Source organism: Pseudomonas frigoris, from assembly GCF_047758635.1.
In the GTDB taxonomy this organism is placed as follows: Bacteria; Pseudomonadota; Gammaproteobacteria; order Pseudomonadales; family Pseudomonadaceae; genus Aquipseudomonas; species Aquipseudomonas frigoris.
Genome location: NZ_CP180479.1, coordinates 4,641,684 through 4,666,776 on the forward strand (window position 1 = coordinate 4,641,684; position 25,093 = coordinate 4,666,776).

Annotated in this window: 20 protein-coding genes and 3 tRNA genes; 1 reads left to right on the top strand and 22 read right to left on the bottom strand. The window is 60.4% G+C overall.

The features are described 5' to 3' along the window. Positions 1-255: 255 nt before the first annotated feature. The 22 genes from ACMXYH_RS21295 to leuC form a co-directional block, all read right to left on the bottom strand. A complete protein-coding gene (locus ACMXYH_RS21295; protein ID WP_415764837.1) occupies positions 256-2,679 on the bottom strand; it encodes a TonB-dependent siderophore receptor in 2,424 nt (807 codons plus the stop codon). Positions 2,680-2,746: 67 nt separating this feature from the next. After that, positions 2,747-3,697 (bottom strand): FecR domain-containing protein, encoded by a 951-nt coding sequence (locus ACMXYH_RS21300; protein WP_415764838.1) that lies wholly within the window; start codon positions 3,695-3,697, stop codon positions 2,747-2,749. Beyond that, positions 3,694-4,203: a sigma-70 family RNA polymerase sigma factor gene (locus ACMXYH_RS21305; RefSeq protein ID WP_415759965.1), complete on the bottom strand. Its 510-nt coding sequence runs from the start codon at positions 4,201-4,203 to the stop codon at positions 3,694-3,696. Before ACMXYH_RS21305 ends, ACMXYH_RS21300 begins: the two co-directional genes overlap by 4 nt. A gap of 393 nt (positions 4,204-4,596) precedes the next feature. Further along, positions 4,597-4,673: transfer RNA gene (locus ACMXYH_RS21310), tRNA-Asp, on the bottom strand. Between the two features lie 92 nt (positions 4,674-4,765). Then, positions 4,766-4,842: transfer RNA gene (locus ACMXYH_RS21315), tRNA-Asp, on the bottom strand. Positions 4,843-4,897: 55 nt separating this feature from the next. Continuing rightward, a tRNA-Val gene (locus ACMXYH_RS21320) sits at positions 4,898-4,973 on the bottom strand. Positions 4,974-5,238: 265 nt separating this feature from the next. Then, positions 5,239-6,015, bottom strand: coding sequence for an SDR family oxidoreductase (locus ACMXYH_RS21325; protein WP_415764839.1), 777 nt, complete (start codon positions 6,013-6,015; stop codon positions 5,239-5,241). After that, positions 6,012-7,223 carry an O-succinylhomoserine sulfhydrylase gene (locus ACMXYH_RS21330; RefSeq protein WP_046047729.1) on the bottom strand — a complete coding sequence of 404 codons (1,212 nt, stop codon included), beginning with the start codon at positions 7,221-7,223 and terminating at the stop codon, positions 6,012-6,014. Before ACMXYH_RS21330 ends, ACMXYH_RS21325 begins: the two co-directional genes overlap by 4 nt. 81 nt (positions 7,224-7,304) lie before the next feature. Further along, complete coding sequence (gene purF, locus ACMXYH_RS21335; protein WP_415764840.1) at positions 7,305-8,810, bottom strand: amidophosphoribosyltransferase; 1,506 nt, start codon at positions 8,808-8,810, stop codon at positions 7,305-7,307. Positions 8,811-8,851: 41 nt separating this feature from the next. Beyond that, a complete protein-coding gene (locus ACMXYH_RS21340) occupies positions 8,852-9,412 on the bottom strand; it encodes a CvpA family protein (RefSeq protein WP_129443026.1) in 561 nt (186 codons plus the stop codon). A gap of 98 nt (positions 9,413-9,510) precedes the next feature. Next, a complete protein-coding gene (locus ACMXYH_RS21345; RefSeq protein ID WP_415764841.1) occupies positions 9,511-10,170 on the bottom strand; it encodes an SPOR domain-containing protein in 660 nt (219 codons plus the stop codon). Further along, a complete protein-coding gene (folC, locus tag ACMXYH_RS21350) occupies positions 10,154-11,461 on the bottom strand; it encodes a bifunctional tetrahydrofolate synthase/dihydrofolate synthase (RefSeq protein ID WP_415764842.1) in 1,308 nt (435 codons plus the stop codon). Before folC ends, ACMXYH_RS21345 begins: the two co-directional genes overlap by 17 nt. Continuing rightward, positions 11,458-12,378, bottom strand: coding sequence for an acetyl-CoA carboxylase, carboxyltransferase subunit beta (gene accD / locus ACMXYH_RS21355; RefSeq protein ID WP_033061847.1), 921 nt, complete (start codon positions 12,376-12,378; stop codon positions 11,458-11,460). The genes folC and accD overlap by 4 nt, the downstream gene beginning before the upstream one ends. Positions 12,379-12,560: 182 nt before the next feature. Then, the gene (locus ACMXYH_RS21360) at positions 12,561-13,181 is read right to left on the bottom strand and encodes a phosphoribosylanthranilate isomerase (RefSeq protein ID WP_415764843.1); all 621 of its coding nucleotides are present in this window, start codon (positions 13,179-13,181) and stop codon (positions 12,561-12,563) included. A 63-nt stretch (positions 13,182-13,244) separates the two neighbouring features. Continuing rightward, positions 13,245-14,069 (bottom strand): tRNA pseudouridine(38-40) synthase TruA, encoded by an 825-nt coding sequence (gene truA, locus ACMXYH_RS21365; RefSeq protein WP_046047735.1) that lies wholly within the window; start codon positions 14,067-14,069, stop codon positions 13,245-13,247. Positions 14,070-14,407: 338 nt separating this feature from the next. Next, entirely contained in the window at positions 14,408-17,269 is a 2,862-nt protein-coding gene (locus ACMXYH_RS21370; RefSeq protein WP_415764844.1) for a FimV/HubP family polar landmark protein, read from the bottom strand. Between the two features lie 207 nt (positions 17,270-17,476). Next, positions 17,477-18,487, bottom strand: coding sequence for an aspartate-semialdehyde dehydrogenase (locus tag ACMXYH_RS21375; protein ID WP_415764845.1), 1,011 nt, complete (start codon positions 18,485-18,487; stop codon positions 17,477-17,479). Between the two features lie 224 nt (positions 18,488-18,711). After that, positions 18,712-19,824, bottom strand: a complete 1,113-nt coding sequence (asd, locus tag ACMXYH_RS21380; RefSeq protein WP_415764846.1) for an aspartate-semialdehyde dehydrogenase — start codon at positions 19,822-19,824, stop codon at positions 18,712-18,714. Between the two features lie 69 nt (positions 19,825-19,893). Continuing rightward, on the bottom strand, positions 19,894-20,976 hold the full coding sequence (gene leuB, locus ACMXYH_RS21385) for a 3-isopropylmalate dehydrogenase (protein ID WP_046047738.1): 1,083 nt from the start codon (positions 20,974-20,976) through the stop codon (positions 19,894-19,896). Positions 20,977-21,027: 51 nt separating this feature from the next. After that, entirely contained in the window at positions 21,028-21,795 is a 768-nt protein-coding gene (locus tag ACMXYH_RS21390) for a class I SAM-dependent methyltransferase (protein ID WP_415764847.1), read from the bottom strand. Positions 21,796-21,917: 122 nt separating this feature from the next. Continuing rightward, positions 21,918-22,562, bottom strand: coding sequence for a 3-isopropylmalate dehydratase small subunit (gene leuD, locus ACMXYH_RS21395; protein WP_046047740.1), 645 nt, complete (start codon positions 22,560-22,562; stop codon positions 21,918-21,920). A gap of 10 nt (positions 22,563-22,572) precedes the next feature. Further along, the gene (leuC, locus tag ACMXYH_RS21400) at positions 22,573-23,991 is read right to left on the bottom strand and encodes a 3-isopropylmalate dehydratase large subunit (RefSeq protein ID WP_415764849.1); all 1,419 of its coding nucleotides are present in this window, start codon (positions 23,989-23,991) and stop codon (positions 22,573-22,575) included. Between the two features lie 146 nt (positions 23,992-24,137). On the opposite strand from leuC, the gene ACMXYH_RS21405 reads away from it, so the two are divergent. Beyond that, on the top strand, positions 24,138-25,028 hold the full coding sequence (locus tag ACMXYH_RS21405; RefSeq protein ID WP_008151271.1) for a LysR family transcriptional regulator: 891 nt from the start codon (positions 24,138-24,140) through the stop codon (positions 25,026-25,028). Positions 25,029-25,093 lie beyond the last annotated feature (65 nt).

A 25,093-nucleotide genomic window follows, 5' to 3' on the forward strand; every position in this document is an offset into this window, starting at 1 on the left:
AACTACTTTAAAAACCATCAGACACGCAAAAAACCAAGTTAATAAACCTGGTATGAACTCCGGAAGTACCATGATCTAGCCATGATCTTTTAACGCAACTGACAACTTCGGTATAGGCTACCGACAGATAGCGACTTATACGCAAGTGTCTTGAATGTTCATTAACTGAGGGGGTGCATATGTCCTTCCTCTATACGAATCAGGTCATGGTTCAACGATGGCGCCCCGATCCCTGAGGCGCACGACACGGGTGGATCAGAAGTCAACGGTCGCCGAAAGGAGGTAGGTGCGCGGGGTCGACAGCGTCAAGCCAGGCTCGCTGTCATCCGAGGCCCCGGCCGAACTCCAGTAGCGCTTGTCCGCCACGTTCTCGACATTGGCACGCAGGGTGATGTTCTTTTCCTCGACCTTGAACGCATAGCGTGCGCCCACATCGAAACGCTCCCAGGAGTCGATTTCCTTGTTGTTGGACTGGTCCAGGTACTGCGAGCTGGAATAAATGCCGCGGCTGGTCAAGGTCAGGCCCTGTACAGTCGGCACGTCCCACTCGGCGCCCAGGTTGACGTTGTATTTCGGCGTGGCCGGTGCCCGGTTGCCGTCGAAGGTGCCATTGGTGGTGTTACTCAATTCGCTGTCGATGTACATGACACCGCCGAGCAGACGGAAACCATCGAGCGGTTCACCGAACACGCTCAGTTCCACACCCGTGTTCTCACGCTTGCCGTTCGGGCCGAAGACACGCGTCGTGGCATTGGTCTCGTAAGCCGGCTGCTTGATCCGGAACACGGCGGCGGTGACGGCGAACGCACCGGCGTCATACTTGGCACCGACCTCGACCTGGCGGCTGATGAATGGCGGGAAGATCTCGTCCTCGTTCACCGAGGTCGACGGTGCGATCTTGCCCTGGCTCAGGCCTTCCATGTAGTTGGCATACAGCGACAACTTATCGGTGGCCTTGAACAGGATGCCGCCCGACGGAGAAACCTTTTCCTCATCGTAGGCGGTGTCGCCCCTGACGTTATCGGTCCAGTCGTCAACCTTCACGCGCTGCCAGCGGGCGCCGAGGGTCAGCAGCAGCCGGTCATCGAAGAAACCCAGGGTGTCGGACAGCGCCACACCGGTGGAGCGGTTTTCGGTGTAGACCTTCGAATCCTGTCGCGTGGGCCGGACAGGCGTTGGTGTTACCACGGGGTTGTAGAGGTTGCTGTTGGCTGCAGCATAACGGGCGCCGCCGTTTTCAAAGTCCATGTAGAAATAGCTGGCGGCCAGGTTGACTTCATGGCTCACCGGGCCGGTATGGAACCAGTTGCGCACCCCCGCCGTAGCCGTCCGGACATTTTCGTCACGGGTGAAGTCACGGGGTAGAACACTGAAATTTCCAGCGTTGTTGGTAACCGAAACGGCATGTCGGAGGAAGTCATGGTTACTTTTGCGCGCGCCCACACCGCCGTACAGCATGACGGAATCGTTGACATCGTATTCAGCATTCACCGTGCCGAAAGTGTCGTTGGTACTCGCCTTGCTCCAGGGCTGCGCATAGTTGTGGCGCACATCGCTGGCATGCGGAACCTGCGCGTTAGGGCCAACCTGTACGCGCTCCTGCGGGGCGTCGGTATCACGTTCGGTGCGCCCGATGTCCGTCGAAAGCCGCAGACGATCACCGCGAAAATCCAGGCCTAGCACGGCCATCTCACGGTCGACATTCTGGTGATCCCATTCGGTGTCGCCGGATTGCTTCACGCCGTTGAAACGAAGGCCAAACTTATTGTCTTCACCGAAGCGCCGGCCGACATCCACGGCACCGCCGACCTGGTTGTCGGACGCGTAGCTGCCGGTGAACGAAGTGATGGGCTTGTCGGTCGCGCGCTTGGGCACCACGTTGATCCCGCCACCCACGCTGCCCCGCGGCGAGATGCCGTTGATGAGCTGGCTCGGGCCTTTGAGGACGTCGACGCGGTCGGCCATCTCCATGTCGATCGTATAGGTCGGCAGGACGCCGTAGAGACCGTTGTAGGCAACATCACTATTGAACAGGCTCAACCCTCGAATGGTGAACTGCTCATAGCGCCCACCCGCCGGGTTGGTGGCGCGAACCGAAGGATCGTTGGCAATCAGGTCACCCAAGGTACGCGCCTGCTGGTTTTTGACCACCTCGCTGGTGTAGGTGGTCATGCTGAACGGCGTTTCCATAAAGTCTTTCGAGCCCAGCAGGCCCTGTGAACCACGGCGCGCGACCTGGCCGCCGGCATACGGATCGCCGTGCTCCGAGTCAATGGCACCGAGAATCGAGGTGGCGCCCAGTTGCAGGCTGCCGCCTTCTGGCGCCGGGGTCAGGATGTACGCCTCTTCACCTACCGGCTGCAGTTGCAGACCTGAACCCTGCAACAGTCGGGCAAAGCCCTCCTCCACCGCGTACTCGCCGGAAAGTCCAGGGCTGGTGCGACTGCCCACCAGTGCCGGGTCCACTGACAGATTGACCCCGGCCAGCCCGGCGAAACGGGTCAGCGCTGCGCTGAGGCTTCCTGCCGGCACCTGGTAACTGCGTCGAGGCGCGTCTTCGGCCCAACCGGCAGTGATGAACAACGGACAGGCACTCAGACTCAGCAACAGACTCAAGTGCAACAACGGGCGCAGCCTGGAAGAACCCAGACGCGTACTGCAGGGCATCACTACGGGCATTGAGAATCTCTCTGATTTCGTTTCACTTGCCTTGAATGACAAGCGACGCGAAAAAAGGGGACAGGCCTCAGACACTATTTTTGCGCGGCAGTAACGTGACCCAGTAGCGGGTTCGCCTATGCACCTCCAGCGGCAGGCTGGCCGCCAGCAACGTCAGGATGCGATCGGTGTCTTCCAGACGGAAACTGCCGGTGACGCGCAGGGATTCGAGTTGCGGTTCCCAGCGCAACAATCCTGGACGATAGGTGCTGAGTTCGCGCAGAAAATCGCCCAGGGGCTGGTTCTGTGCCATCAACACGCCGTCGCGCCAGCCTGGGGCAAGCACATCGAAAGGCTCTACGGCGCCCGCGCCCATCGCCTGAAGGCTGACTTGCTGGCCCGCGCGCAATGAAAAGACCGGCCCGCGCAAAGGCTGCAACTGCACCGCACCTTTAAGCACTGACACCTTGCACCCCGTCTGCCCCTGACGAACGCACACTTCGCTCTGACTGACGACCACTTGCCCGAAGTGCGTCTGGATCGTCAGTGGCGATGTGCCGGGCACATTCAGCGCTAATTCGCCTTCCACGAGTCTTAGCCGGCGGTTCTTCAGGTCGATATCGACGGCACTCGCGGTGTTCAATTGCAGCGAGCTGCCATCGGCCAACTGGACCTTTTTGCCCTCCCCGGTCGCGGTTCGCAGGGCAGCGCGCCAGACATCCAGAGGTAGCTGCCGACTGATCAGCCAAGCGGTTGGCACCAGCGCCACTGCCCCGACGGCGCGCTTGAGCACCGTGCGCCGACTCGTCTGCGGCCGATCCAGGCTGGCCATAGCCAGTGCTGACGGCAGGTCGGCAAAGCGTTGGCGCAAGAGTTGGGCTTTCTGCCAGGCCTGTTCGTGGCTGGGATGACTGTCACGCCAGTGCTGCAGATTGGCACGATCGCGTTCATTGGCGGCGCCTGATTCCATGAGCGCCAGCCATTGAGCGGCAGCCCGCACGACTTGCCGGGCTTCAGCCGAAGGCGCCGAACCGATCACAAATCCACCAGCAAGCAATGCTCATAGGCTTGCGCCATGTAGCGCTTGATCGTGCGCTCCGAGACTTGCAGGCGTTCGGCAATTTCGTGATAACCCAAGCCTTCCAACTGGCTCCAGAGAAACGCCCGTCGCACCGCGGTCGGCAATCCATCGAGCAATTCATCCAGGGCTTGCAGGGTTTCCAGCAGCAACCAACGTTGCTCGGGGGATGGCACGCAGTCCTCGGGCAGCAGCGCCAGCGCACTGAGGTAGGCCTGCTCCAGGCTGCGGCGCTTATAGAAGTTGGTCAGCAGCCGCTTGCCGACTGTCGCCAGATAGGCGCGGGGTTCTTGCAGGTCAGCGATGTGCTGGGAGCTGGCGAGTAAACGCACGAACGTATCCTGGCTCAAGTCCGCCGCATCATGGCCATTGCTCATGCGTCGCCTCAACCAGCTTTCGAGCCAGCCACGATGGTCGCGGTACAGGTCGTGGAAAGTTTGCGCCGCCGGCATCGCTGCATCACTCATCTAAAGGAACCCTGCGCGAAGAAATATTTTAAATGCGACTCATTCTAATTAGTGTTGAGACTTCAAACCAAGCGCTTTGTGCGTTTTGCCCTCAGGAAAACCTTGAATACGCGAATGAAAGACAGGTGTTTCTGCCACGCAGCCACCGGTTAATCGGGGCTAAGCGTTATTAAGGGAAATCGTCGAGAGGAGTAAGAATTCGACACACGGCCGCATTTGGCCGGCAGATGCGAATACCCATGGTTGCGGGGAGCAGGAGAGAAAGCCAAATCGCAGACACAAAAAACCCCGGTCTTTCGACCAGGGTCTTTGCTATCGACTCGAAGTAGACACTGGCTTTACCAGCAGCTTTCTTCGTAGCTCCAAGGCGTTCAGTGGGCCTTGAGGCAGATATGGCGCAGCGGACGGGACTCGAACCCGCGACCCCCGGCGTGACAGGCCGGTATTCTAACCGACTGAACTACCGCTGCGTATCGCTTTGGACTTGCGTCCAAGTAACTCGTCTGACTGAAAGCTTCGAGGCTTTCAATCTCGAACCAGAATAAACCTGACTCGGAAAATATGGCGCAGCGGACGGGACTCGAACCCGCGACCCCCGGCGTGACAGGCCGGTATTCTAACCGACTGAACTACCGCTGCGCGTCGGTGGAGGCTTTTAAAAGCTTCCATCTTGCTTTCGCAAGACTCTCGGAAGTGGTGGGTGATGACGGGATCGAACCGCCGACATTCTGCTTGTAAGGCAGACGCTCTCCCAGCTGAGCTAATCACCCGTTTGCATCTCCGAGGCCGCGAAATTTACGCAGGTACCGAAGCTAAGTCAATACCCCGCTTGAAGTTTTTCTGAAAAAAACAAAATCGTGTCTTACGCTGTCAGACCGCTTTCGCGAGCAAGCCCGCTCCCACAAGGGTTCTGCAGTGAGCATCAGTTCTGTGCTCGACGAAAATCAACTGTGGGAGCGGCGGTGCGACGATTCGACTTGCTCGCGAAGACGGCGGCACATTCAACATCAATGCTGGAGACAGCGCCCCACCCTATTACTCGCTGTAAATCATCTTCTTGGTCATGCCGCCATCGACCACGAACTCCTGGCCCGTGACAAAACCGGCGTTCTTCGACAACAGCCAGGCGACCATCGCCGCCACGTCCTCGACCGTCCCTACCCTGCCCGCCGGGTGCTGGGCATGATCGGCATCGGTCAACGGTTCGGCACGACGTGCGGAAGGATCCCGCGTATCGATCCAGCCGGGGCTGACCGCATTGACGCGAATTTCCGGCCCGAGGCTGATGGCCAAGGCATGAGTCAGGGCCAACAGGCCGCCCTTGCTCGCCGCATAAGCCTCGGTGTCGGGCTCCGACTGCCCGGCGCGGGTCGAGGCCAGGTTGACGATTGCGCCGCTGTGAGCGCGCAGGTACGGCGCACAGTGCTTGGCCAACAGCATCGGCCCGCTGAGATTCACTGCCAGCACCCGATTCCAGTACGCCAGATCAAGGCTTTCAAGGGTGATGTTGTGCGGATCGGCAACCGCCGCGTTGCACACCAGCGCATCCAGACGCCCGAACTGCCCCAGCACCTCGGCGACGCCCAACGCCACCTGCCCTTCGTTCGAGACGTCCATGGCGATGAACCAGGCGTTGTCGCCGAGCACCTTCGCCACTTTCGAACCGCGCACCCGATCAAGATCAGTCAGCACCACTTGCCAGCCTTCGCTGATCAGCCAGGCCGAGATCCCCAGACCAATGCCCCGCGCAGCACCCGTGACCAGTGCAACGCGGCCGTTGGTGCCAGTGCCTGGCGCGGACAACTCGATCACAAGGCAGCCAACCCGCGCGCCAGATCGGCTTGCAGGTCAGCCACGTCTTCCAGACCGACCGCGATGCGGATCAGACTGTCACGAATGCCCGCTGCTTCACGCTCTTGCGGCGCCAGACGGCCGTGAGAGGTGGTGCTCGGGTGCGTAATGGTGGTTTTGCTGTCACCGAGGTTGGCGGTGATGGAAATCAAACGGGTCGCGTCGATAAAGCGCCAGGCGCCCTCTTTGCCGCCCTTGACCTCGAAACTCACGACCGCTCCAAAGCCTTTCTGCTGACGCAGGGCCAACTCGTGCTGCGGATGGCTTTTGAGACCGGCGTAATGGACTTTCTCGATGCCTTCCTGCTGCTCCAGCCATTCGGCCAGTTGCTGGGCATTGGCGCAGTGAGCCTTCATGCGCAGGCTCAAGGTTTCCAGGCCCTTGAGGAAGATCCAGGCATTGAACGGGCTCAGGGTCGGCCCGGCAGTCCGCAGGAAACCGACGACTTCTTTCATCTGCTCGCTGCGACCGGCCACAACACCGCCCATGCAACGGCCCTGGCCGTCGATGAACTTGGTCGCCGAGTGCACGACGATGTCCGCGCCCATCTTCAGCGGTTGCTGCAACGCCGGAGTGCAGAAGCAGTTGTCGACCACCAGCATCGCGCCTTTGGCGTGAGCGATTTTCGACAGTTCGGCGATGTCCACCAGCTCGGCCAACGGGTTGGACGGCGATTCGACGAACAGCAACTTGGTGTTGGCCTTGATCGCCGCATCCCAGCCGGACAAGTCCGCCAAAGGCACGTAATCGACTTCAATGCCAAAGCGTTTGAAGTACTTCTCGAACAGACTGATGGTCGAACCGAATACGCTGCGCGACACCAGCACGTGATCGCCGGCGCTGCACAGGCTCATCACCACCGCCATGATCGCGGCCATGCCGGTCGCCGTGGCCACGGCTTGCTCGGCGCTTTCCAGCGCGGCAATGCGCTCTTCGAACGCGCGCACGGTCGGGTTGGTGTAGCGCGAGTAAACGTTGCCCGGCACTTCACCGGCAAAGCGTGCCGCCGCATCGGCGGCGGTACGGAAGACGTAGCTGGAAGTGAAGAACATCGGATCACCGTGTTCGCCTTCCGGCGTGCGGTGCTGACCGGCGCGTACGGCCAGGGTGTCGAACGCTACGCCTTCGAGGTCGCTGTCCAGCCGACCGGCATCCCAATCCTGACTCATGCTGTCACTCCTTGCCCCGTTTTTTATAAATAAGAATTCTTTTAGTAGATACAAAACCGGCCCCAAGGGGCCGGTAGTTACTCAGTTGTTATACAGATCAATGATCGCACTGACTGCCTGCGTCTTGACCTTGGAGGCATCATTACGTGCCTGCTCGATCTTGTTCAGGTAAGCCTCGTCGACGTCGCCGGTGACGTACTGGCCGTCGAACACCGCGCAATCGAACTTCTCGATCTTGATCTTGCCGCCACCGACCGCTTCGATCAAGTCAGGCAGGTCCTGATAGATCAACCAGTCGGCGCCGATCAGATCAGCCACGTCCTGGGTCGAACGGTTGTGCGCGATCAGCTCGTGCGCGCTCGGCATGTCGATGCCGTAGACGTTCGGGTAGCGAACGGCCGGTGCCGCGGAGCAGAAATAAACGTTTTTGGCGCCGGCTTCGCGGGCCATCTGGATGATCTGCTTGCAGGTGGTGCCGCGAACGATGGAGTCGTCCACCAGCATCACGTTCTTGCCGCAGAATTCCAGCTCGATGGCGTTGAGCTTCTGGCGTACGGATTTTTTCCGTGCAGCCTGGCCCGGCATGATGAAGGTCCGGCCGATGTAGCGGTTCTTCACGAAGCCTTCGCGGAACTTGACGCCCAAGTGGTTCGCCAGCTCCAGGGCCGCGGTGCGGCTGGTGTCCGGAATCGGGATGACCACGTCGATGTCGTGTTCTGGACGCTCGCGCAGAATCTTCTCGGCGAGTTTTTCGCCCATGCGCAGGCGTGCTTTATAGACCGACACGCCGTCGATGATCGAGTCCGGACGCGCCAGGTACACGTGTTCGAAGATGCACGGGGTCAGGGACGGGTTGGTCGCACACTGACGGGTGTGCAGCTTGCCGTCTTCAGTGATGTAGACCGCTTCGCCCGGTGCCAGATCGCGAATCAGGGTGAAACCGAGCACGTCCAGAGAGACGCTTTCGGAAGCGATCATGTACTCGACGCCTTCGTCGGTGTGACGCTGACCGAAGACGATCGGGCGGATGCCGTGCGGATCACGGAAACCGACGATGCCGTAACCGGTCACCATCGCCACGACCGCGTAACCACCGACGCAACGGTTGTGCACGTCAGTAACAGCGGCGAACACGTCTTCTTCGGTGGGCTGCAACTTGCCGCGCTGGGCCAGTTCGTGAGCGAACACGTTGAGCAGCACTTCCGAATCGGAATTGGTGTTGACGTGGCGCAGGTCAGATTCGTAAATCTCCTTGGCCAGCTGTTCAACGTTGGTCAGGTTACCGTTGTGCGCCAGGGTGATGCCGTAAGGCGAGTTGACGTAAAACGGTTGGGCTTCGGCCGAGGTCGAACTGCCCGCGGTCGGGTAACGCACATGGCCAATACCCATGTGACCGACCAGGCGCTGCATGTGACGTTGATGGAACACGTCACGCACCAGGCCATTGTCCTTGCGCAGGAATAACCGGCCATCATGGCTGGTCACGATACCGGCAGCGTCCTGGCCGCGGTGCTGGAGGACGGTTAGCGCGTCATACAGCGCCTGATTGACGTTCGACTTACCGACGATACCGACGATGCCACACATGCGACGCAACCCCTACTTAATGGATCTGAACTGAACACAACTCACTGAGGCGTTTTGACCATCGGCAAGAGGTGCTCCTTGAACGGTATCTCAGCGGGTACGCTGATACCGCTGGCAAGCCACTGACTGCTCCACCCGAGAATCAGGTTTTTGGACCAATCTGCGACCAATAGAAATTTTGGCACGAGCTGTGACTCTTGCCACCACCCGTCCTGCTGTACCGGCCCCAGGCTCAACAGCCCGACCGCCACGACCACCAGCAACACGCCACGCGCGGCGCCGAAGGCCATGCCGAGGAATCGATCGGTCCCGGATAGCCCGGTGACGCGAACCAATTCGCCGATAAGATAATTGATCATTGCGCCTACGATTAACGTGGCGACAAACATGATGGCACAGCCCGTGATCACACGGGCCGACGGCGTTTGGATGTATCCGGCGAGGTACTCGGACAATGAACCACCGAACATCCAGGCGACGACTCCTGCGATGATCCAGGTCACCAGCGACAGTGCTTCTTTGACGAAGCCGCGGCTCAGACTGATCAAAGCGGAGATGGCGACGATTGCAACGATCGCCCAGTCAACCCAGGTAAATGGCACAGTGCAGCCTACAGACGGATAAGGCGGCGCATTTTAGCAGAGCGCATGGCTATCGGTAAGCTGCGATTGTCAGTGCATTTCAAATCGGGTCGATAGTTTTAACCACGCTCAGGCTGGAAACGCACCACAAAACCCTTGAGGTTCTGCTGGCGACCCAACAAGTCACGCAGACGATCGGCTTCTGCACGTTCGATCAGCGGTCCGACAAACACCCGATTCTTGCCGTCGGCAGTACGAATGTAGGCGTTGTAGCCCTGGCTGCGCAGGGATTTCTGCAGGCTTTCTGCACTTGCACGGCTCGACAGGCTGGCCAGTTGCACCGACCAGCTGACCGACAGGCCATTGGCATCGACGCGGCTTTGAGTCGTGTCCGGCTTGCCCGGTGCAGCCGTGATGGGCTGGCTAGGTGCAACCGTTGGTTTGTTGACCGGCGCAGGTGCTGGCGCGACCGGTTTGGCGGCAGGTGCAGGCGCAACCGGGGCACTTGGGGCAATCGGCGTGATCGGTGCTTCTTGCTGAGCGATTTCATCATCACTCGGCACGGGCTCCTGAGGTAGCGCTTGCGGCTCAGGCACCACCACCGGTTCGACCTGAACTTGCGGCACCGCAGACGCTTGCGGCGCAGCCGGGGCTTCAACCGTCACTTGACGCTGTTCATCCTGACGGGAAAACAGCATCGGCAGGAAAATCACCGCCAGCGCCACCAGAACCAGGGCGCCAACCATGCGCTGCTTGTATGCCTTATCCAGCAATGCCATTTGCCGCTTCCTCCGTGGAGCGCCGGGCCAGCCATTCAAGGGCCTCGGCGACACAATAAAATGATCCGAACAACAGAATCTCGTCGTCGCTCGTCGCCAGCGCGCACTGCCCTTCCAGGGCGGCGGCCACGCTGTCATAGGACGTTACCGAGGCGCCAAGGTTGTGCAACGCCGCGTGCAAATCGGCAACCGGGCGTGCTCGCGGTGAATCCAGCGGCGCAACGGCCCATTGCTGGACACTAGCATTCAATTCACCGACAACACCATCCAGATCCTTGTCCGCCAACAGTCCGAACACCGCCAGACGCTTGCCGGCCGGTGGACGGCTGGCCAAGCGGCGAGCCAAATACTCTGCCGCATGGGGGTTATGCCCCACGTCCAGCAACAGGTTCAGGCTCTTGCCCTGCCAGTCGAACTGACGGCGATCGAGGCGACCGACCACCCGAGTGGCTTTCAGCGCTGCAATAATTTGTGCATCCACCCAAGGCAACCCGAGCAACAGGTAAGCCTGCAACGCCAGCGCGGCGTTTTCCATCGGTAGATCGAGCAACGGCAAATCGTGCAGCTCGACCACTCGCCCTTGAGCGTCAAGACCGCGCCATTGCCAGTTTTGATCGGTGATGCCGAGGTCAAAATCGCGCCCACGCAGGAAAAACGGGCAATTGAGCTCGCGCGCTTTATCCAGCAGAGGTTGTGGAGGATTCAGGTCGCCACAGAGCGCAGGCGCACCCTGACGGAAGATGCCGGCCTTCTCGAACGCTACGGATTCACGGGTATCACCCAGATAATCCGCGTGATCGACACCGATGCTGGTGACCAGCGCCATATCGGCATCGACCACATTGACGGTGTCCAGACGCCCGCCCAGCCCGACTTCCAGCACCACCGCATCGAGACTGGCGTGCTGAAACAGCCAGAACGCCGCCAGGGTGCCCATTTCGAAGTACGTCAGGGATGTGTCGCCACGGCCCGCCTCGACCGCTGCAAAGGCTTCGCACAGCTCGACGTCAGTGGCTTCGACGCCATTGACCTGCACCCGCTCGTTGTAACGCAGCAGGTGCGGAGAATTGTAGACACCGACGTTCAGGCCCTGCGCTCGCAGCAACGAAGCCACGAATGCGCAGGTAGAACCTTTGCCGTTGGTGCCGGTGACCGTGATCACCCGAGGCGCCGGTTTGCCCAGTCCCATACGGGACGCTACCTGTTGCGAGCGCTCCAGGCCCATGTCGATGGCCGAAGGGTGCAACTGCTCAAGGTAGGCGAGCCACTCGCCAAGGGTACGTTCGATCATATGTTGGCGGGCACCGGTGGAACCACGATTGGCTCGATTGGCGCGGCGACGAATTTCGGCGTCGGCAGGCCCATCATTTGTGCCAGCAGATTGCCCAGACGCGGACGCAGTTCCTGACGGTGAATGATCATGTCGATCGCACCGTGTTCCAGCAGGAACTCGCTGCGCTGGAAGCCTTCCGGCAGTTTTTCACGCACGGTTTGTTCAATGACGCGCGGGCCAGCGAAGCCGATCAGGGCTTTCGGCTCACCGACAATCACGTCGCCAAGCATCGCCAGACTAGCGGAAACACCGCCGTAGACCGGGTCGGTCAGCACGGAGATGAACGGAATGCCTTCTTCACGCAGACGCGCCAGCACCGCAGAGGTCTTGGCCATTTGCATCAGGGAGATCAGGGCTTCCTGCATCCGTGCACCGCCGGAAGCGGCGAAGCAGATCATCGGGCAACGGTTTTCCAGCGCGTAGTTGGCGGCGCGAACAAAACGCTCACCAACGATGGCGCCCATCGAACCACCCATAAAGGAGAATTCGAAGGCCGACACCACTACCGGCATGCCCAACAGGGAGCCGCTCATGGAGATCAGTGCGTCTTTTTCGCCGGTCTGCTTCTGCGCAGCGGTCAGGCGATCCTTGTACTTCTTGCCGTCGCGGAATTTCAGACGGTCAACCGGCTCCAGGTCCGCGCCCAGTTCGGCACGGCCTTCGGCGTCGAGGAAGATGTCGATACGGGCGCGTGCGCCGATACGCATGTGGTGGTTGCACTTGGGGCAAACGTCCAGGGTCTTTTCCAGCTCCGGACGATACAGCACAGCCTCGCAAGACGGGCATTTGTGCCACAGACCTTCAGGCACCGAGCTCTTCTTGACCTCGGAACGCATGATCGAAGGGATCAGTTTGTCTACTAACCAGTTGCTCATGCTTTCTTTCTCCAGTACCGGCGGCCCGAACGCTCTGGTTCGCAGCCCCGCGTATGCCCTTGAGCTAAATTCATGTGTGTGGCGATGATCGATGGGTTGCCGGATCAGCTAAACGTGACCTGCGTACACCCCAAAAACCCTCAGCCATGCCTGTGGACGGCGGCAGTGTGCCAGCCGTCACATCAGCTATTGCGTACCGCTTTAATGAATGCCTGAATCTTTGTGTGATCCTTGATGCCCTTGCTCGCCTCTACCCCACCGCTGACGTCCACGGCATAAGGCCGAACCCTTGCAATCGCCTCGGCGACGTTGTCCGGCGTCAAGCCACCCGCCAGGATGATCGGTTTGCTCAAGCCTTGCGGTATCAGAGACCAGTCAAACGCTTCACCGGTTCCGCCGGGTACGCCTTCAACGTAGGCGTCGAGCAGGATACCGCTGGCACTTGGAAACGCATCGCACGCAGCCGCGATATCGTCACCGGCCTTGACCCGCAGCGCCTTGATGTACGGACGGTGCCAGCCTTCGCACTCGGCTGCGGTTTCGTCGCCATGGAACTGCAACAGGTCCAGCGGCACGGCGTCGAGGATTTCCCCCAGCTCGCAGCGGCTGGCGTTGACGAACAACCCTACAGTGGTCACGAACGGCGGCAACGCCTCGATGATCGAGCGCGCCTGCTGAAACGACACGGCCCGTGGGCTTTTGGCGTAGAACACAAATCCGATCGCATCAGCCCCGGCCTTGACCGCTGCCAACGCATCTTCTATGCGGGTAATCCCACAAATCTTGCTGCGAACGGCCGACATGTCGATAGAACCCCAAGGTAAATCCAAGAAAGTCCCGGATGGTAACAAAAGCGTTCGAGGGCGTCAGCCGTCAAGTTCCGAGAAGCCGGTCAGGAAGTGCGGCCCGATGTAACGCTCGGGCAATTCGAACTCGTCGCGGTACTCGACCTGCACCAGGTACAGGCCGTACGGATGCGCCGTCACCCCGCCGGACCGGCGAATGCGGCTCTCCAGCACTTCTTTCATCCACTCCACCGGGCGCTCGCCGGCACCGATGGTCATCAGCACGCCAGCAATGTTGCGCACCATGTGGTGCAGGAAGGCGCTGGCGCGGATGTCCAGCACGATCATCTTGCCGTGGCGCGTGACGCGCAGGTGATGCAGCTCCTTGATCGGCGACTTGGCCTGACACTGGCCGGCACGAAAAGCGCTGAAGTCGTGGGTGCCAACCAGGTACTGCGCCGCCTCGGCCATGCGCTCGACGTCCAGTGGACGGTGGTTCCAGGTGATTTCTTCGTTCAGGTGCGCCGGGCGGATCTGATCGTTGTAGATCACATAGCGATAGCGCCGGGCAATCGCCTTGAACCGCGCATGAAAATGCGCCGGCATGACCTTGGCCCAGCTGACACTGACGTCGTGAGGCAAATTGATATTGGCGCCCATGACCCAGGCTTTCATCGAACGCTCGACCTGGGTATCGAAATGCACCACCTGACCGCACGCATGCACACCGGCATCCGTACGCCCGGCGCAGAGCAGCGACACCGGTGAATCGGCGACTTTGGACAAGGCCTTTTCGAGCGTTTCCTGCACGGTGAGTACGCCGGAAGCCTGGCGCTGCCAGCCGCGATAGCGCGAGCCTTTGTATTCAACGCCCAACGCGATCCGGAAAAAGCCGTCGGCCACCATTTCTGCGGCCGGATTATCTATATTTGCCAAGGAGTGACAGCCTGCTGATGTACGCAAAGGCGGGCATTATAAGGCCGCCGGACGGGGATACCAGTGCAACAGTCGAGACAGCGTTGAATGTGATGGCCTCATCGTCGTAACGCCGCCCGGAGCAAGCTCGCTCCCACAGGGATTGGCGTCGAACACAAATAGTTTGAGCAACGCTGATCCAATGTGGGAGCGAGCTTGCTCCGGGCGGCGTTCCGACGATAGCGGCCCGACAGACCCCATCACATCCCCGCTGAAACAAAAACGGCAGCCTCAATGGGCTGCCGTTTTGTTTACGCCTTACCGATCAATCAAGCCAGACGCGAAAGCATCTCCTTGGCTTCGCTCTTCTGACCTGCATCACCCTCGGTCACCACTTCATTGAGGATGTCCCGGGCGCCGTCGGCGTCACCCATGTCGATGTAGGCCTGGGCCAGATCGAGTTTGGTCGCGACTTCGTCAGTGCCGGAAAGGAAATCGAATTCCGGCTCATCAGCCGCGGAGGCCATGGCGTCTTCCGCCGTGAAGCTCGGCTCGCCAAGACTCTGGGACAGACGATCCAGCTCGGCGTTGACGTCATCCAGTTCGGCGGCAAACGCGTCCGGAGCGTCTGGCGCGTCCATTTCGTCAGCCAGCGACAGGTCGAAATCGGCTGGCAGCTCCAGATCGTCCAGCGCAACCTCGGGAACAGCCGGCGTTTCAGCGGCAGGTAAATCCAGGTCCTTGACGCCGTCATCCAGACTCAACAGGAAGTCGTCTTCGGCCAGGGTCGCCGGCGAGGCATCCCCACCGAGATCCATATCCAGGTCGAAGTCCGACAGGTCATCGAGGTTTTCCTTGATGTCGGTCTGCTGCTGCAACACCGACTCGAAGCTCAGGTCGTCGTCCAGCGGGAACTCGTCCAGCTCAGCCGCAGACACTGGTTCTGGTTCTGGTTCTGGTTCTGGTGCAACCACTGCCGGAGAGGCAGTTTCCAGATCATCCAGGCTCAAATCGAATGCACTGTCGAGGTCATCGGCCTCTGGCTCTGGTTTTGGTTCTGGTTCTGGTGCAACCACCGCCGGAGAGGCAGCTTCCAGATCATCCAGGCTCAAATCGAAGGCACTGTCGAAGTCATCGGGCTTTGCCTCTGCTTCTGGCTCTGGCGCAACCACCGCCGGAGAGGCAGCTTCCAGATCATCCAGGCTCAAATCGAAGGCACTGTCGAAGTCATCGGGCACTGCCGGTGCCGGCGCTTCAGGCTCGTCCAGCAGCAAATCCTTGACGTATTGCGCGTCCAGTTCGGCAGCGATCGCAGCGGCTGCGATACCACCGGCTGCCGCAATGACCATGGCCGGGAAGCGGCTCTTGAGTTTTTCGACCTGAGCAAAGTTGTCACCGTTGGCAACCAGTTGGCGTTCCTGGGCAACGAATGCATCGCGGTCGCCTTGCTGACCGTAGACTTCCATCAGCTTGAGGCGCAGGTCACTGCGTTGCGGCTGTTGCTTGATCCCGTCTTCCAGCAAGGCAGCCGCCTGATTCAGACGACCGGCAGTGATGTGCGACTGCGCCTTGCTCAATACGTCGTCATCGCGCTCGGCAGCAGGCGATATCAATGGCGCAGCGATCGGCGGCGTTACCACAACCGGAGTAATTACCGGCGCCGGCGCGGGTGCAGGGACTGGTGCAGGCGTTGGGGTTGGGGTTGGCGCGGTAGCGAGCTTCACGCTCGGCGGCGGCACGTCCAGGTCTTCGAAGATGCCTTTTGGCAGGTCGAGTTCAGCGGAAAACGCCTGTTCCTCGGCCAAGTCACGGGCCATGCGCAAATGCTTCTCGGCTTCTTGCTGGGCTTTGCGGCGACGCGCCAGCAACAGCAGCAGGAACAGCGCCACCACGGCACCGCCACCTGCCAGACCCAGTAGCCACGGATTGGTCAGCAGTTCTTTGAATTGCTGATCGTCGGATGCTGCCGACGTCGGCTCGACAGGCTGCTCGACCGGAGCCGGAGTGGCCTCGGGCGCAGCAGCCTCAGGTGCAGTCGGAGCCGCGTCCGCAGGCGTTGTTGCCGCAGGATTGGCCGCCAGTTCGGCTGACATTGCCGGAGCAGTCGCACCTGGTGCCGGCGCACCCGCCGCGCCTTCAGCCTGCAGCTTGGCCAGTTGATTGTTCTTCAGTTCGATCAGGCGTTGCAGCTTGTCCATCTGACTTTGCAGATCGGTCATGCGGCTTTTCAGTTCAGCGTTGTCACGACGGCTCGTGTCGAGGTTTTCCTTGGTCACGGCCAGCTTGTTGCTCAAGTTCTTGGCGTCGCCCGCGGCGCCTTTGCCACCGGCCTTGCCGGACTCGGCAGAGACCAGGCTCAGTTTGTCTGTCGCCGTTTGCGACGACGGGCCTTCGCCGCGAGCGCGTTTGGTGGCATCGAGCTGCTGCTGTCCGGTCCCGGGCTTCGCCACGTAACGACGCCCCTGCCGCCACGCGGTGTTCTGCGCGGAGACTTCGGCAACTGCATTCGGTTGCGGCAGGCTGGCGCTCTGGGCCTGATCCGGCATACGCAGCACCTGACCGGCTTTCAACCGGTTGATGTTGCCATCGATAAAGGCATCCGGATTCAACGCCTGGATGGCCAGCATGGTTTGCTGGACCGAGCCGCCATTGCGCGCCTTCGCAGCGATTTCCCACAGGGTATCGCGCGGCGCGGTGGTGTATTGGGTTGGTTTGGTGCCACCGGTCACCGGTGCGGTGACGGTTTGCGTCGGTGCAGGCTGCGCAGCCGCATCAGCGGTTTGCGGCGAGAATTTGGACGGATCGAGCAGCACGCTGTAATCGCGCAGCAAACGACCGTTGGGCCACATCACCTGAACCAGGAATTTCACCATGGGTTCGGAGAGTGGCTTGCTGGATGTCACACGCAGGATGCTTTTGCCGCTGGCGTTGAGCACCGGGGTAAAGGTCAGGTCATTGAGAAACGCCTGGCGGTCGACACCGGCTTTGGCGAAATCTGCGGGCGAAGCCAGGCTCGGCACCACTTCGGCAGCGGTGAGGTCCTTGACGTCGAGCAACTCGATTTCCGCCACCAGGGGCTGGTTCAGCGTCGACTTCAGGGTCAATTCCCCGAGCCCGAGGGCATGCGCCATACCGGAGGACAGCGCCGAGGCGGCCGCTATTGCTAACACCAGTTTGCGAACTTGAACCATAGCCTCATCCTTTGTTTGAACATTCCTCGGCCAGCGAGAAGGTGTTGATAGTCGCTGCCGTAAGGCATTGCGCGCGGCGGCGAAGAGTCGTCGCACGCGATCATTTCATTCATGCCACGCAAAGCCCCGGAGGGAGCCCGCCTTCAGCAGTCCGGCCAAGCATAGCGCCCGGCCGGATTCATTCGACAAATTGTTGCCAAGTATCTTTTACAGCAGGTCTTTTATCAACAATTCAGCCACCTGCACAGCATTGAGCGCTGCGCCTTTGCGTACGTTATCTGACGTCAGCCACAAATTTAGTTCCGACAGGTCGTCGATACCGCTGCGAACCCGACCAACGTAGACCACGTCCTGCCCTACCGCATCGCCTACCGGCGTCGGGTAATCGCCGGCTTCCACCAGCTCGATACCGGGCGCGTCTTCCAGGGCGGCGTTGACTTTTGCCAGGTCGATGTCGCTCGATGACTGCAAGGTCACGTTAAAGCTATCGCCAAAAAACACCGGGGCTTGAATGCAAGTGACGGAAATCTTTAATAAAGGCAGCGCCATGACCTGACGCAGCTCGCGTACCAGGCGTTTTTCCAGCAGCGTGTGACCCTGATCATCTGGCTTGCCCACTTGCGCCAGCAGGTTGAAGGCCATCTGCCGATCAAAGAAGGTCGGCTCCAACGGACGCACATTGAGCAGCTCGGCCGTTTGCCGTGCCAGCTCGGTGACGGCTTCGCGACCCTGGGCGGAGACGGCCAGACTGGCGGTCAGATTGATGCGTTGCAGGTCGAGCAAACCGAGCAACGGCGCCAGCACGACCGCCAGTGTGGTGGCCGAAGGGCTTGGACTGCTGACTTGGAACGGTTTCTTCAAACCGGCCAGCACCTGCGCATTGGCCTCAGGCACGACTTGTGGCGCTTGATCAGCCGGCAAGGCGCCGGACAAGTCGATCAGCGAGCAACCGGCGGCCGTGGCACGCGAAGCGAAACTCAGGGTTACCGCCGGGCCGGCAGCGAAGAACACCAGCTGGACTTTACTGAAGTCGAACTCATCGACTTCCCGCACCCGCACGTTCTTGCCGCGAAACGGCACCGAATGCCCGGCCGATTCGCTGCTGGCGAGCAGGTGCAGATTGCCGACCGGGAAGTCGCGCTCTTCGAGAATCTGCACGAGCGTTTCGCCGACAGTTCCGGTGGCGCCGATCACGGCAATATCAAAGGACTGGCTCATGGTTCTACCTCTGGCGAAACGGGGGGAGCGGCACTTTACCGGGTGGTTGGCAGTTCGGCAATTTAGAGCAAAAGATCGCAGCCTTCGGCAGCTCCAGGATCGGGTTTGCACGCGGCCGATGTAGGAGCTGCCGAAGGCTGCGATCTTTTTGCAGGCGACGAACATACCAAAAGAAAAAACCCGCACCTCTTTCAAGGCACGGGTTCGTTCATTGCTTCAATCGATCAACGCTCAAGCAGGATCCGCAGCATGCGACGCAGCGGTTCGGCAGCGCCCCACAGCAGTTGGTCGCCGACGGTGAACGCGCCAACGTACTGCGTGCCCATGTTCAGCTTGCGCAGACGGCCAACCGGTACGTTCAGGGTGCCGGTGACTTTCGTCGGGCTCAGTTCCTGAATGCTGGCTTCGCGACTGTTCGGCACCAGTTTGACCCAAGGGTTGTGCTGGCTGATCAGCCCTTCGATATCGGCGATCGGCACATCTTTGTTCAGTTTGATGGTCAGCGCCTGGCTGTGGCAGCGCATGGCGCCGATGCGCACGCAGATGCCATCGACCGGGATCGGGCTCTTGAAGCGACCGAGGATCTTGTTGGTCTCGGCCTGGGCCTTCCACTCTTCGCGGCTCTGACCGTTCGGCAGTTCCTTGTCGATCCACGGGATCAGGCTGCCGGCCAGCGGTACGCCGAAGTTTTCGGTCGGGAACGCGTCGCTGCGCATGGCTTCGGCCACACGGCGGTCGATGTCGAGGATCGCGCTGGCCGGGTCGGCCAGTTGATCGGCGACAGCGGCGTGGGTCGCGCCCATTTGCTTGATCAGTTCGCGCATGTTCTGCGCGCCGGCACCGGAGGCCGCCTGATAGGTCATGGCGCTCATCCACTCCACCAGACCGGCGTCAAACAGACCACCCAGGCCCATCAGCATCAGGCTGACGGTGCAGTTGCCGCCGATGTAGTTCTTGGTGCCCGCGTCGAGCTGCTGGTCGATGACCTTGCGGTTCACCGGGTCCAGCACGATCACCGCGTCATCCTGCATGCGCAGGCTGGAAGCGGCGTCGATCCAGTAACCCTGCCAGCCGGCTTCGCGCAGCTTCGGGAAGACTTCGCTGGTGTAGTCGCCACCTTGGCAGGTCAGAATCACGTCGAGGGTTTTCAGCTCATCAATGCTGTAAGCGTCCTTGAGCGGAGCAATGTCCTTGCCCACGGACGGGCCTTGGCCACCGACATTGGAAGTGGTGAAAAACACCGGCTCAATAAGATCGAAATCCTGCTCTTCCAGCATCCGCTGCATGAGCACGGAACCGACCATACCGCGCCAACCGATCAGACCTACACGTTTCATCGCAACTACACCTTCTTTAAAAAGTGGGCCGCTGCTTTCAAGAGTGAAAGTTGCAGCGGGCCCGAGAGATTACAGATTCCGCAGCGCGGCGACTACTGCGTCGCCCATTTCCTGCGTACCGACTTTAGTGCAACCGGCCGACCAGATGTCGCCAGTACGCAGGCCTTGGTCCAATACCAGACTGACGGCCTTCTCGATGGCATCGGCCGCATCCTGCAGATTGAAGCTGTAACGCAGCATCATCGACACCGACAGAATGGTCGCCAACGGGTTGGCAATGCCTTTGCCAGCGATGTCCGGCGCCGAACCATGGCACGGCTCGTACATGCCTTTATTGTTGGTATCCAACGATGCCGACGGCAGCATGCCGATGGAACCGGTGAGCATCGACGCCTGGTCGGACAGAATGTCGCCGAACAGGTTGTCAGTGACGATCACGTCGAATTGCTTCGGTGCGCGCACCAGCTGCATGGCGGCGTTGTCGACGTACATGTGGCTCAGTTCGACTTCAGGGTAATCCTTGGCCACTTGCTCGACGATTTCACGCCACAGCTGGCTGGAGGCCAGTACGTTGGCCTTGTCCACCGAGCACAGCTTCTTGCCGCGCACCATGGCCATGTCGAAACCGACGCGGGCGATGCGGCGGATTTCGCTTTCGCTGTACGGCAGGGTGTCGTAAGCCTGACGCTCGCCGTTTTCCAGGGTGCGGGTACCGCGTGGCGCGCCGAAGTAGATACCGCCGGTCAGTTCACGGACGATCAGGATGTCCAGGCCAGCCACGATTTCTGGCTTCAGGCTAGACGCCTCGGCCAGTTGCGGGTACAGGATCGCCGGACGCAGGTTGCCGAACAGGCCCAGTTGCGCACGAATCTTCAGCAGGCCGCGCTCAGGGCGAATGTCACGCTCGATGGTGTCCCATTTCGGGCCGCCCACGGCGCCGAGCAGTACAGCGTCGGCCGCGCGTGCACGGTCCAGGGTTTCGTCAGCCAGCGGCACGCCGTGCTTGTCGATGGCAGCGCCACCGATCACGTCATGGCTCAGCTCGAAGCCCAGGCTGTACTTGTCGTTCGCCAGCTCCAGCACCTTGACCGCTTCGGCCATGATTTCCGGGCCAATACCGTCACCTGGGAGAATCAGAATCTGCTTGCTCATGCTTTCCTCATGTCATCAGTCGGTGCGCCCTGAGGCACGCCCGGAAAAAGTCTATCGCTCGGCCATCAGCACCAGCACATCGGTACTGAACGAACCATCGGCCTCAATTTCAAAATATTCGCGTACTTCATTGCCCATCGACTGCTGCAACTCGCGGATTGCCGCGCGCATTACCTGCGGCGTGCGCATGCGCTCGACCCAGGAGGTGTACTCCAGTCGCAGCCGTTGACGGGTGGTGCTACGGGTATGCAACCCTGCTTCGCTGACCTGACGCAACCACTCGCCGGCGGAGTAATCACGCACATGGCTGGTGTCGCGCAGCACTTCGACGCTTTGCAGGTAAGTGTCGAACAACGGACTGCCCGGTGACAACACGTCGATGAACGCCGCCACGCCGCCCGGCTTCAGCACCCGGCGAACCTCTCGCAGGGCCAGGCCGAGATCGCTCCAATGGTGCGCCGAATAACGGCTGAAGACGAAATCGAATTCGCCATCGGCGAATGGCAGGCGCTCGGCGGCGCCCAGCACGGTGGACACGTTGGTCAGACCGCGATCGACGGCGGCACCGGCCACCACGTCGAGCATCTGCTGCGACAAATCGTAGGCCACCACTTCCTTGACCCGCGACGCTACGTGAAAACTCACGTGACCGGCGCCGCAGCCCAGGTCCAGCACCCGGGCATCGCCCTGCCCTGCCAGTTCAGCCTGTAGCAACGCAAATTCGGTGCCCTGAGCGTGTACGGCGCTGCTCAGATAGGCCGAGGCTTGTTCACCGAATTGCTTTTGTACGACTTGGCTGTGCTGGGCGTTGCTGGTCATGGTGATATCCATATGTGTTGTCGGGTTTGAAGATCAAAAGATCGCAGCCTTCGGCAGCTCCTACAGAGATCGGCGTAGGAGCTGCCGAAGGCTGCGATCTTTTTAACGGTCACCTCAAAACATCAAACGTCGCGAAACAACCACGGCTGGCTCGCACGGTGTTTGGCTTCAAACGCCGCAATCGCTTCGTGGTCCTGCAAGGTCAGGCCGATGTCGTCCAGGCCGTTGACCAGGCAATGCTTGCGGAACTCGTCAAGTTCGAAGCTGTAGACCTTGCCATCCGGACGGGTGACGGTCTGGGCTTGCAGGTCGACCGTCAACTCGTAACCCGGATTGGCTTCAACCTGCTGGAACAGCTCATCCACTTCAGCGTCGCTCAAGATGATCGGCAACAAGCCGTTCTTGAAGCTGTTGTTGTAGAAGATGTCGGCGTAGCTCGGCGCGATGATGCTGCGAAAACCGTACTCTTCCAGCGCCCACGGCGCGTGTTCACGGCTGGAGCCGCAACCGAAGTTCTCGCGGGCCAGCAGCACGCTGGCACCTTGATAACGCTCGGCGTTGAGGACGAAATCCTTGTTCAGCGGACGCTTGGAGTTGTCCTGGTAGGCATAACCCACGTCCAGGTAGCGCCATTCGTCAAACAGGTTCGGGCCAAAACCGGTGCGCTTGATCGACTTCAAGAACTGCTTCGGAATGATCTGGTCAGTGTCGACGTTGGCACGGTCCAATGGCGCGACCAAACCGGTGTGTTGGGTAAAAGCTCTCATGTGCGGTTCCTCAGATCAGTTCGCGAACGTCGATGAAACGACCGTGGACGGCAGCCGCCGCGGCCATGGCCGGGCTGACCAGGTGCGTACGGCCACCGGCGCCCTGACGCCCTTCGAAGTTGCGGTTGGAGGTCGAGGCGCAATGCTCGCCCGACTCCAAACGGTCCGGGTTCATCGCCAGGCACATCGAGCAACCCGGTTCACGCCACTCGAAACCGGCTTCGAGGAAAATCTTGTCCAGGCCTTCGGCCTCGGCTTGCGCCTTCACCAGGCCCGAGCCCGGCACCACGATGGCTTGCTTGATGGTCGAAGCGACTTTACGGCCCTTGGCGATCACCGCCGCAGCGCGCAAGTCTTCGATCCGCGAGTTGGTGCAGGAACCAATGAAGACGCGGTCCAGTTGAATGTCGGTGATCGCCTGATTGGCGCTCAAACCCATGTATTTCAAGGCGCGCTCGATGGAACCGCGCTTGACCAGGTCCATTTCCTTCGCCGGGTCCGGCACGTTCTGATCAACCGCCAGGACCATCTCGGGCGAAGTGCCCCAGCTGACTTGCGGCTTGATCTGATTGGCGTCGAGCTCGACCACGGTGTCGAACACGGCCTCAGCGTCGGACACCAGGTCTTTCCAGGCTTCGACCGCCAGATCCCATTCCGCGCCTTTCGGGGCAAATGGACGACCCTTGACGTAAGCCACGGTTTTTTCGTCGGCAGCCACCAGGCCAACACGAGCGCCGGCTTCAATGGACATGTTGCAGATGGTCATGCGGCCTTCGACGGACAAATCGCGAATGGCGCTGCCGGCGAACTCGATGGCGTGGCCGTTACCGCCGGCGGTGCCGATCTTGCCGATGACGGCGAGCACGATGTCCTTGGCGGTCACGCCGAACGGCAACTTGCCCTCGACCGACACCAGCATGTTTTTCATTTTTTTGGCGACCAGGCACTGCGTGGCGAACACGTGCTCCACCTCGGAAGTCCCGATGCCGTGGGCCAATGCGCCAAACGCGCCGTGGGTCGAGGTGTGCGAGTCGCCACAGACCACGGTCATGCCCGGCAAGGTGGCACCCTGCTCCGGACCGATCACGTGAACGATGCCCTGACGCACGTCATTCATCTTGAATTCAGTGATGCCATATTCATCGCAGTAGTCATCGAGGGTCTGAACCTGCAAACGCGAGACCTGATCGGTGATCGCTTCAATGCCGCCCTTGCGATCCGGAGTGGTCGGTACGTTGTGGTCCGGGGTGGCGATGATCGAGTCGACGCGCCAAGGCTTGCGCCCGGCCAGACGCAGGCCTTCGAAAGCTTGGGGCGAAGTCACTTCATGGATGATGTGGCGGTCGATATAGATCAGCGACGACCCATCGTCGCGCCGTTTCACTTCATGGGAATCCCACAGCTTGTCGTAAAGCGTTTTGCCGGCCATCAGACGGTCCTCATCAGCGTGTTTCTATGCCCTGGATCTTGAGAGATTCAATAACCCCTTGGCTTGTGAGGTCGATCCTAGGGGGTTACATTAAATAACTCAAATTCATATTTTTCATGCTTTGGATAACCAACTGGAATACCGCAATGGACCTCGCCAACCTCAATGCTTTTATCGCGATTGCCGAGACCGGCAGCTTCTCCGGCGCTGGCGAACGGCTGCACCTGACGCAACCGGCCATCAGCAAGCGCATTGCCGGGCTGGAACAGCAATTGAAGGTGCGCCTGTTCGATCGCCTGGGCCGTGAAGTGAGCCTGACCGAAGCCGGACGCGCCTTGCTGCCGCGGGCCTATCAGATTCTGAATGTGCTGGACGACACGCGCCGCGCCCTGACCAATCTGACCGGCGAAGTGACCGGCCGCCTGACACTGGCCACCAGCCACCACATCGGCCTGCACCGCTTGCCCCCCTTATTAAGGGAGTTCACCCGACGTTACCCGCAAGTGGCGTTGGATATTCAGTTCCTCGATTCGGAAGTGGCCTACGAAGAAATCCTCCATGGCCGTGCCGAACTGGCGGTCATCACCCTGGCGCCGGAGCCCCACGCACTGGTCAAGGCCACGCCGGTGTGGGACGACCCGCTGGACTTCGTGGTCGCCCCGGAGCACTCGTTGATCAGTCATGGCCCGGTCAGCCTGGCGGACATTGCCCTGCACCCGGCGGTTTTCCCCGGCGGCAACACCTTTACTCACCACATCGTCCGGCGCCTGTTCGAAGCTCAAGGCCTGACGCCGAACATCGCCATGAGCACGAATTATCTGGAAACCATCAAGATGATGGTCTCGATCGGCCTGGCCTGGAGCGTGTTGCCGCGCACCATGCTTGATGATCAGGTTGCGCGAATACCTTTACCGGGCATACAACTCACTCGCCAGCTAGGCTATATCCTGCACACAGAGCGGACGCTGTCGAATGCGGCACGAGCCTTCATGGCTTTGCTGGATGCACAAATCGATCTGCCAGGGACTCTCGGCTAAGCTGTGCTACTTCTTATAGGGCCTCGAGTTACTGAATCTGACACCCCACTCAGCCAAGGCTTGCC

Bases quoted from the DNA above. Each gene is read 5' to 3' on its own strand.
- ACMXYH_RS21295 (WP_415764837.1), bottom strand. From the start codon at position 2,679: ATGCCCGTAGTGATGCCCTGCAGTACGCGTCTGGGTTCTTCCAGGCTG.
- ACMXYH_RS21305 (WP_415759965.1), bottom strand. From the start codon at position 4,203: ATGAGTGATGCAGCGATGCCGGCGGCGCAAACTTTCCACGACCTGTAC.
- ACMXYH_RS21330 (WP_046047729.1), bottom strand. From the start codon at position 7,223: ATGAGTCAGGATTGGGATGCCGGTCGGCTGGACAGCGACCTCGAAGGC.
- purF (WP_415764840.1), bottom strand. From the start codon at position 8,810: ATGTGTGGCATCGTCGGTATCGTCGGTAAGTCGAACGTCAATCAGGCG.
- ACMXYH_RS21345 (WP_415764841.1), bottom strand. From the start codon at position 10,170: ATGGCATTGCTGGATAAGGCATACAAGCAGCGCATGGTTGGCGCCCTG.
- folC (WP_415764842.1), bottom strand. From the start codon at position 11,461: ATGATCGAACGTACCCTTGGCGAGTGGCTCGCCTACCTTGAGCAGTTG.
- accD (WP_033061847.1), bottom strand. From the start codon at position 12,378: ATGAGCAACTGGTTAGTAGACAAACTGATCCCTTCGATCATGCGTTCC.
- ACMXYH_RS21360 (WP_415764843.1), bottom strand. From the start codon at position 13,181: ATGTCGGCCGTTCGCAGCAAGATTTGTGGGATTACCCGCATAGAAGAT.
- truA (WP_046047735.1), bottom strand. From the start codon at position 14,069: ATGGTGGCCGACGGCTTTTTCCGGATCGCGTTGGGCGTTGAATACAAA.
- ACMXYH_RS21370 (WP_415764844.1), bottom strand. From the start codon at position 17,269: ATGGTTCAAGTTCGCAAACTGGTGTTAGCAATAGCGGCCGCCTCGGCG.
- ACMXYH_RS21375 (WP_415764845.1), bottom strand. From the start codon at position 18,487: ATGAGCCAGTCCTTTGATATTGCCGTGATCGGCGCCACCGGAACTGTC.
- asd (WP_415764846.1), bottom strand. From the start codon at position 19,824: ATGAAACGTGTAGGTCTGATCGGTTGGCGCGGTATGGTCGGTTCCGTG.
- leuB (WP_046047738.1), bottom strand. From the start codon at position 20,976: ATGAGCAAGCAGATTCTGATTCTCCCAGGTGACGGTATTGGCCCGGAA.
- ACMXYH_RS21390 (WP_415764847.1), bottom strand. From the start codon at position 21,795: ATGACCAGCAACGCCCAGCACAGCCAAGTCGTACAAAAGCAATTCGGT.
- leuD (WP_046047740.1), bottom strand. From the start codon at position 22,562: ATGAGAGCTTTTACCCAACACACCGGTTTGGTCGCGCCATTGGACCGT.
- leuC (WP_415764849.1), bottom strand. From the start codon at position 23,991: ATGGCCGGCAAAACGCTTTACGACAAGCTGTGGGATTCCCATGAAGTG.
- ACMXYH_RS21405 (WP_008151271.1), top strand. From the start codon at position 24,138: ATGGACCTCGCCAACCTCAATGCTTTTATCGCGATTGCCGAGACCGGC.